Source organism: Paracoccus sp. (in: a-proteobacteria), from assembly GCF_047973135.1.
Lineage (GTDB): Bacteria > Pseudomonadota > Alphaproteobacteria > Rhodobacterales > Rhodobacteraceae > Paracoccus.
Window position 1 is genome coordinate 1 of record NZ_JBKEBL010000314.1, and the last position, 2,110, is coordinate 2,110.

The window sequence follows — 2,110 nt, forward strand, 5'->3', positions numbered from 1 at the left end:
CGGTGAAAGCTATTGACGGTGGACCACATGATCTCGTCGAGATCGGCATCGAGGCTGGTGTCGGCCATGGTGGAGATCAGCGCGTCGAAGATATCGGCGACGGCGGTCTGGATGCTATGATCCTCGGGTGTGATCCGGGGATCGGCCTCGCCCTCGGCGAGGCGGTAACCATAGAGTTCGAGGGCGTCGGTGACATGGCCGGTCGGGGATGTGCTGTGATCGGGTTCGAAATCGTCATGGGCATACATGGGATGCGTCCTTCGGCTGGACCGCGACCGTCGCGGCCTTCATGGCGACGACACGCCCACGGGCGATCCGGCCGGGCAGCCCGAGCCTTTCGCGAGGGCCTCGATGGCAAAGCCCGGCTGATTTGCTTCGCGCTGTAAAGGCGGGCCTGCCCGCCGACGGACATCAGTCGGGCGCCGCCATTGCCGGGCCGGGGCGTTTGTGGGCCGCTCGCCCTCCGAGAAGGCCAAGGCGCGGTCCCCTGCCGACGGAGGTGCGACCCTTTGCACATGACGGAGCTGACGCCCCCGATCACATTCCTCGTTCCGGTCCCGTCACGAGGCCATGAATCGGCTGACATCCTCCGGGGCGATCTGCACCCGGATCTTCGCCCGCAGCGCCTCCAGACCAAAGCTGATGAGATCGTCGTTGAAATCCCCCAGCACGGGCGAAAGCTGGATCGCCTCGATCCCGTCTTCGATGTCCCGGCCCACCAAACTGTCCCTCGCAGCCTCGCCGGCCGGATAGTTGTCGCGGAGGATTTAGAGCCGGCGCAGATGCGGAGGGAACCGGATGGCGGCGAGGTGTCCGGCCGAGAGAGCCGCAACAATCGGCATGGTTGGCAGGGCCTGACGCAGCGACAGGATGGTTTCGATGCCTTCCCCAGCCGCCATGATATCCTGCGCATTCCCGAAGCGGACGCCGTGCCCGAGCAGGTCTCCCATCGCCTTTCTCGGCGGATCGACAGGCGCCTTGCCGGAGCCGTCACGCCTGAGCCAAGAGCGATGTACGCCGGTGATCTTGTCATCAAGGTCAGTGACGGCAGCGATCATCGCAGGCCAGGTCTCGGTCGGAGCATCACCCTCGGGTCGCCAGAAGCAGGTCGGATGGAAGCGTAGATTGGCGATCTCGCGCAGATCGGTAATGCCGCGATTGCGCAGATACGACTCTGCTACAGAACCGGACAGCGGTTGCGTCATGCGCCAGAGGCGGCCGGCCGCCTCGGAGGAGCCTGATACTGCGGGCATTGTTCGGGACTGGCGAGGCTGCGGCATCGGTTCGGGCTGCGGCAGGCTGAGAAAGCGTCGGGCCTCCTCGGCAATATCGGCAAATTCGACCAGCCCAAGGCTGTCGCGAATGACATCCAGTAGATCGCCATGCTCCCCGGTGGCGGAATCTGTCCATTTGCCCGCAGCGCCCTTGCCGGATTCGGGCCCGGTAAGGCGCACGAACATTGAACGTCCCGGCGTGTTCCGCACATTGCCGACCAGCCAGTATTTGCCCTGTTTGCGCCCGTTAGAGAGATAATGCTGGCACACCGCCTCGGCCTGCCAACCGAGACGCTGCGCCAGTTCAGAAGCCGTGAGACGTTCCATCACGCAGCTTCCCGATCAATGATACGCGCGACCGGAAAGCGGTCAAAGAGCTTTCCAATGATCCCCGGCCCCGATGCGTCAACCGGCACGAAGAAGCGCAGCTTCCAGGAGATGATCTCGCTGAAAAGGCCATAGGCCCTGAGCCGCTCGCGCATCGCATCGGTGAAGCCGCAAAGCTCGATCCGGTTGGCGCCCATGACGCGGACGCGGCGCAGTTGCAGCCCCTCGGCGAGATCAAGGATCGTGCGACCTTCGATCAGCGCGGCATAGGCGGCATCGGGTGTCAGGCTGCTGGTAACGCCACTGGTCGAGGCATTGGCAGCCCATGCCGGCGATACCCGGCGACCGATGATGCGTTCGCCCTCGTCAGTCTGCAGCCGATAGACGCGGGAGGAGTCCTGCGGCAGCCGTTTCCAGATCGTCAGAAGCAGCCCAGTCACCATATGCAGAATGCTGACGCTGAACTCCGGCAGCTCGGCCAGATCCTCCTTCCAGGCTGTAGTGACGGC

Annotated in this window: 1 protein-coding gene and 3 pseudogenes; 1 reads left to right on the top strand and 3 read right to left on the bottom strand. The window is 64.2% G+C overall.

Annotation, left to right across the window (positions count from 1 at the left end; all coding sequences use genetic code 11):
• A pseudogene (locus ACK5L9_RS22545) lies at positions 1 to 248 on the bottom strand (hypothetical protein); the annotation flags it as partial.
• On the opposite strand from ACK5L9_RS22545, the gene ACK5L9_RS22550 reads away from it, so the two are divergent.
• On the top strand, positions 247 to 369 hold the full coding sequence (locus ACK5L9_RS22550; protein WP_416913700.1) for a hypothetical protein: 123 nt from the start codon (positions 247 to 249) through the stop codon (positions 367 to 369). The pseudogene ACK5L9_RS22545 and the gene ACK5L9_RS22550 sit on opposite strands and share 2 nt — an antisense overlap.
• Positions 370 to 560: 191 nt before the next feature.
• Here the strand turns inward: ACK5L9_RS22550 and ACK5L9_RS22555 are convergent.
• Positions 561 to 1,601: pseudogene (locus ACK5L9_RS22555) on the bottom strand (toprim domain-containing protein).
• Positions 1,601 to 2,110 (bottom strand): annotated as a pseudogene (locus tag ACK5L9_RS22560) (methylase); the annotation flags it as partial. The pseudogenes ACK5L9_RS22555 and ACK5L9_RS22560, both read right to left, overlap by 1 nt.

Bases quoted from the DNA above. Each gene is read 5' to 3' on its own strand.
- ACK5L9_RS22550 (WP_416913700.1), top strand. From the start codon at position 247: ATGGGATGCGTCCTTCGGCTGGACCGCGACCGTCGCGGCCTTCATGGC.